The organism is Desulfonatronospira sp. (assembly GCA_003563255.1).
GTDB lineage: Bacteria > Desulfobacterota > Desulfovibrionia > Desulfovibrionales > Desulfonatronovibrionaceae > Desulfonatronospira.
Window position 1 is genome coordinate 1 of record PWSL01000432.1, and the last position, 5,394, is coordinate 5,394.

The following is a 5,394-nucleotide window of genomic DNA, read 5'->3' on the forward strand; positions in this document are numbered from 1 at the left end:
ATATTTTTCTTATGACTCATGGCCACCTGGGCAAAAGGCAGCATATTGTCGATGTGGTTCAGAAAATCAAAGCAGCGGATAACATCGTAGTCTTCGCAGATCATCTCCCCGGTAAGGCGCATGATATTCTTGGGCTGGGGCTTGTATCCCAGAACGTTGGTGGAGCGGATCAATATCTGCTTCAGGGAATCCGGTGCGAAATGGTTCCACTCCCTGGCCTCGCTGAAAGGGTAGGTCATGTTGGCCATCATGGCCACGTGAAAGTGCGCCCCGCCGCCGTTTTCCAGAGAAAAGAACCCGCATTTGTCCAGGTAGGGTCCGATGAGCCTGTCCTCGGCCAGGCGGAACCTGTTGCCGGAGTTGGACTGGGTGATATCCCTGGTGGTGGTGTCGGTGAAATGTACATGATCACTGTCCCGGATATAATCCAGGACAGCATCACGGTCTCCCCTGGGATAGGGATACTTGTAGTCGTCGTGTTTGAGAGAGGGCAGCACCGGCTCTATGCGGCCAAGTCTCTTGTCATGCACGCCCCGATACTCCCCCAGTTCCACGTGAGGGTTGTATCCCCTGGCGGATATCTCCGCCACCAGCCTGGAAAGTCGCAGGGCTTCGGGCTCCCGGTCACGGTAAACCATGAGTTCCGGGGTCTGGCCCACAAAATTGGTATCGTAGTCCCCGCTTCGAAACTGGGGGTTGGCCATGACCCTGCGATGAAATGGAATGGTGGTCTTGAGCCCCCCCACGATATATTCTTTAAGGGCCCTCTCCATAGTGCCCACAATTTTGTTCCAGGACTTGCCGTATACAATCAGAAGGGCTGCCGCGGAATCGTACTGGGACGGGAAGTGATACCCGGCGGTGATGCAGGAGTCCACGCGCACCCCCTGTCCGCCTGGGGACTGATACCTGGTTATCAGCCCGGCATTAGGAGCGAAATCCTGCTGGGGATCCTCGCAGTTGATACGCACCTGCATGGACTGGTTGTTGGGAACTGTGTCCTTTTCATTGAAGCGCAGCTCTGAGCCGAAGGCCATGGCTATCTGCTCTTCCACCAGGTCCACGCCATAGCGGCATTCGGTGATGCCGTGCTCAACCTGCAGCCGGGTATTGACCTCTATCAGGTAAGGATTACTCTCGCGATCCACCAGAAACTCCACGGTACACAGAGAATGATATCCAACTTCTCTCACCAGCCTGCGGGCGTACTCCTTGAGGTTATCCCTCAGGTTTTCATTCATCATGGGCCAGGGTGATGGAGTAATTTCCACCAGCTTCTGGTGGTTGCGCTGCAGGGTGCAATCACGTTCGTCAAAGGCAAACACATTGCCGTGCCTGTCCGCAGCCACCTGGATCTCGATATGACGCACAGAGGTCAGAAGCTTTTCCACGTACAGGCGGGGATTGCCGAAAGATGCCTGGGCCAGGGCCGAGGCCTTGGCATAGGCCCTTTCCAGCTCTTCTTCCCTGAAGACCTCGTAAATCCCGCGGCCGCCGCCGCCGCCTTCGGCCTTGAGCATCACCGGAAAACCGATCTCATAGGCCATATCCAAAGCCTGTTCCACTGTGACGGCTCCCTCTGATCCAGGCACCACGGGCACGCCCACCCTTTTGGCCAGATCCCGCACCGCCACCTTGTTGCCCAGGATTTCCATGGGCCTGTCTTCGGGCCCGATGAACACAAGCCCGGCCTTGCGGCACTGGGAAGGAAAGGAGAAATCCTCGGAAATAAATCCCCAACCGGGATGGATGGCTATTACCCCCATGGCCTTGGCCTTGGAGATAATCTTTTTCATATCCAGGTAGGCCCTGGAATCTTCTCCCAGCAGAAGCAGTTCCTGTGCTCCGGATGTAAACGGTGCGGTCTTATCCACGTCAGTTGCGGTCATTACCGGAACGGCGTTGAAAACCTCCCTGATGGACCTGGCTATGCGCCTGGCCGGAATGCCCCGGTTGGCCACAAGTATTTTCTGTCCTTCCAGTTCCTTGATTACCTGCTCAAAACTCTTAATCTCCATAACCGTGTTTTCCTTTATTTATCTGTTCAGCGCTTTGCATGTGGCCCTGGGACTGGCTCTCCCGGCACTAATTTTTCAATAATGATCTTCGCATCAGCAAAAAAAATGCGGGGGTGCCTGTCCCCTACGTTCCCAAAAAGCGCTGAGCAGATACTCCTTAAAAATTAGATAGTTATCTGTTGTGGGATGACAATCACGAAAGAAGAGCACCTGTCCGGACATGCTTTATCCGTCCCGAACATTCCAGCATGATGCCTCCGCTTCCATCTATCCCCTGCAGGTAGCCTTCCAGAACCCCATTGTCCTGCTCTACCCTGACCTTTTGATTCAGAAGCCATAAATATGGCTTAACTTCACTAATAAAGTCAATTAATGAATAATTGCACAATGTCTCATCATACCAGAAGTGCCCCCAGTACACAAGTTGTGCCCAGGCTCCTGCAGGGTCTGCGCCGGGCCATTGCCTGGAGAGATCTGAGGCCTGCATACTCCTGTCCCGGCGCATTTCTGCGTCCTTTGGTGCTGATTTAAGGTTTATACCGATGCCGGCCAGCAATCCGCCTTTTTTTTCTTCAATGAGAATACCACCTGCCTTGCCTGAATCTACTACCAGGTCGTTGGGCCATTTGATAAAGGCCTGGATGCCCCGGCAGGCCAGGGCGCGCTGGAAGCAAAAACCCAGAACGATGCTTAAAAGACTGTTGAACCTTTCAGGTGCAGGGGCGGGAAGATGCAGGGCGGCATAGATATTGCCCGGCGGGGAGGACCAGTTTCTACGCATCCGCCCTCTTCCACGGGTCTGCTGCAGGCAGATCACCGAATCTCCGGGCAACAAGCGCTTGTCTGTAATCAGATCCCATGCCGTATCCAGGCTGGATGTGCATTCCTGCAATTCAATAACCTTGAAATCTCTCCAGGAGCGCTTGAACACGCGCGGGAAATCCTTTACCCTGGCACAGGTCTCAGAAAATTGAGGCGGAAGAAGGCTTGTTAAATTATGGATCTGCATCTATCTGGTTTTGTACATGGGCGTTATCACTACAGCGAAACTTATTTATTGACTCCCGGGGACCGGCTCTCCCGGCACTTATTTTTCTAATTTATTTCGCTTCGAGATTGACTAACGAACATCTTTGGATTAGAGATACAAGACATAATCGGCCAATGGTTGAATTTCCAGATTATTGGGGGATAACATGCGAGCACTTGTAGTCGAAGACGATATCACCAGCAGAATGATTCTGGTTAAAATCCTTTCCCGGCACAGCGAATGTGACACGGCTGAAAACGGCCACGAGGCGGTGGATATATTCACTCAGGCCCTCAGGGCATACCGGCCCTACGACATGATATTCATGGATATAATGATGCCTGTTATGGACGGGCAGAGTGCCCTGAAAAAAATCAGGGAAGTTGAAGCCGAGCAGAAGGTTCCGGCTGGCCAGGAAGTGAAGGCTGTAATGACCACGGCCCTGTCCGATACCAAGAATGTCACCACAGCATTCTTTCAGGGACATGCCGATGCCTACCTCTCAAAGCCCATATCAAAGGAAAAGGTCGAAAACGCCCTGCAGGAAATTGGGATGCTGGAAAAATAAAGCTCAAGGGATTAACTCGGAAGGGCTTCACCCTGCCGGGTTCTCCTCTTCCAGGGATTCCAGTATGCCCAGGGGACGAATGACTTTATCCCTTACCTCTTTTTCAGCCTCTAACGCTCCCTTATCCAGGCAGTCCTGGTAAATTTCCGACAGCTTCATGGCCATCTTGAGGCCCCGTTTATAGCCTGCCTGCCTGGCTTCTTCTATAGCTTTCCAGTCGAATGTGTGCATGAAATCCTGTACAGCTGGTACAATCTCGGGGTATATGACCCGGGACATGGGTCTTGTCAGGGCCGCGTAAAATCCCAGGGAGGAACTTTTGCCTGCACCGACTATGTGTCCCAGTAAGCCCCCTGGATGGGTGTCCGCCAGCAGATCTCTCACTGCCCGGGCAAAGAATTCAACCAGGGTTCCTGCCTGCTCCGAGACAATACGCTGCCACAAATCCCCGGGAAAGGCATCCACCAGGGACTCTCCGATTTCATGGTAAACCCAGGTTTCCAGTTCGAAATTTACTACCCGCATAAATCCCTCTTTTTGAAGCGAGGGTTGTTTGCGCACCCTGTGCAGGTTCAGACCATGGCAATCAAAAGCAAAGGCCAGGGCCATGGAAGAAGATGTCCGAAGCTCCATTATTTCGTCCCATAAAAGGGTAGCCATAGCCCTGCGTCTGCCGACTATCTCGCTCCCCTGGCGCATTAGAGGAACGCTGAAAATATCCCTGGCAAGCTCGGCATCAACTATGCATACATGCATCCCTTCCTGACACCGGCTTTCCACTAAGCGCCCCAGTAAATAACTGGGCTTCATCCCGGTTGCCAGACCTGCACCGTAATACAGGTCTGTGCCTCCAAGCCGGGCGTTTACATCTGAGGCCTCCATGCTGTCCAGACTGTGCCCGTTTATTTCCAGGGCTCTGGCAGTCCTGCCTTCCAGCTCCTGCCACATGTTTTCACGATTCTCCACCCATTTCAGAAGCTCGTCCCGGGGCGGCTCCCTCCAGGGCGGTATATCCATCTCCCACTTGTACAGGTTGCGCATTCGCAACAGCAGCATACACAGGGAAAAGGTCCCGCTGTAGTTGGCATCCGATATATGGCAGTTGAACTGGACCTGATTTTTAATACTTGCAATATCTATCGGCATCTCATCCTGGCTGTTTGCATGTTTATTTATCCTCCCCGAATCCACCCCCACCCGGAGTTCCGATAAGGATTGCATCTCCAGGGGAGAGGCTTTCCCTGAACTTACCGGGCCTGTCATGCCACTGCCCTTTCAACAGTACCCGGTTTTTCCCTGCCATGCCGGGCTTGCCTCCGGCTATGCCGTAAGGCCTGGTGCTTCTCCTTTCAGAGAGCACCGTGACCTCGCAGGGGCTTAGCACCTCCAGATGCCTGTAAAGGCCGTCCCCACCGCAAAAAATCCCTCTGCCTCCAGAACCGGTGCGCAGCCCGCAGGCAAGCACCCGGAAAGGATAAGTATGTTCCAGGGCCTCTACCGGGGTGTTCAGGGTATTGGTCATGTGCGAATGTACCCCGCTTTCTCCGTGATGCCTGCAGGATGCCCCCATTCCGCCGGCCAGGGTCTCGTAATAGGTAAAGGCCCTGCCCGAGCGGGGGTCCACTCCGCCTACGGTCACGTTGTTCATGGTGCCCTGGGAAGCAGCGGGGATCCTTTCCGGGATTGCCCTGGACAGTGCTCCCAGGATAACGTCCACTATGCGCTGGGAAGTCTCCACATTGCCCCCGGCCACCGCCCCCGGGTGCAGCGCATCCAGG

Annotated in this window: 5 protein-coding genes; 1 reads left to right on the top strand and 4 read right to left on the bottom strand. The window is 54.0% G+C overall.

The genetic code is table 11. The features are described 5' to 3' along the window. Both QZP87_RS12645 and QZP87_RS12650 read right to left on the bottom strand, forming a co-directional pair. On the bottom strand, positions 1-2,018 hold a 2,018-nt coding region (locus QZP87_RS12645), incomplete at its 3' end, for a biotin carboxylase N-terminal domain-containing protein (RefSeq protein ID WP_291323284.1). Positions 2,019-2,211: 193 nt separating this feature from the next. Next, positions 2,212-2,949 carry a biotin--[acetyl-CoA-carboxylase] ligase gene (locus QZP87_RS12650; RefSeq protein WP_291323285.1) on the bottom strand — a complete coding sequence of 246 codons (738 nt, stop codon included), beginning with the start codon at positions 2,947-2,949 and terminating at the stop codon, positions 2,212-2,214. Between the two features lie 265 nt (positions 2,950-3,214). On the opposite strand from QZP87_RS12650, the gene QZP87_RS12655 reads away from it, so the two are divergent. Continuing rightward, positions 3,215-3,616: a response regulator gene (locus tag QZP87_RS12655; protein ID WP_291323286.1), complete on the top strand. Its 402-nt coding sequence runs from the start codon at positions 3,215-3,217 to the stop codon at positions 3,614-3,616. A 27-nt stretch (positions 3,617-3,643) separates the two neighbouring features. On the opposite strand, the gene QZP87_RS12660 is transcribed toward QZP87_RS12655, so the two are convergent. Together QZP87_RS12660 and QZP87_RS12665 are read right to left on the bottom strand one after the other, a co-directional pair. After that, positions 3,644-4,762 (bottom strand): Sfum_1244 family protein, encoded by a 1,119-nt coding sequence (locus QZP87_RS12660; RefSeq protein WP_291323287.1) that lies wholly within the window; start codon positions 4,760-4,762, stop codon positions 3,644-3,646. 22 nt (positions 4,763-4,784) lie between these two features. Further along, the coding region (locus tag QZP87_RS12665; protein ID WP_291323288.1) for a hydantoinase B/oxoprolinase family protein at positions 4,785-5,394 on the bottom strand (610 nt) is incomplete at its 5' end.

Bases quoted from the DNA above. Each gene is read 5' to 3' on its own strand.
- QZP87_RS12655 (WP_291323286.1), top strand. From the start codon at position 3,215: ATGCGAGCACTTGTAGTCGAAGACGATATCACCAGCAGAATGATTCTG.
- QZP87_RS12660 (WP_291323287.1), bottom strand. From the start codon at position 4,762: ATGCCGATAGATATTGCAAGTATTAAAAATCAGGTCCAGTTCAACTGC.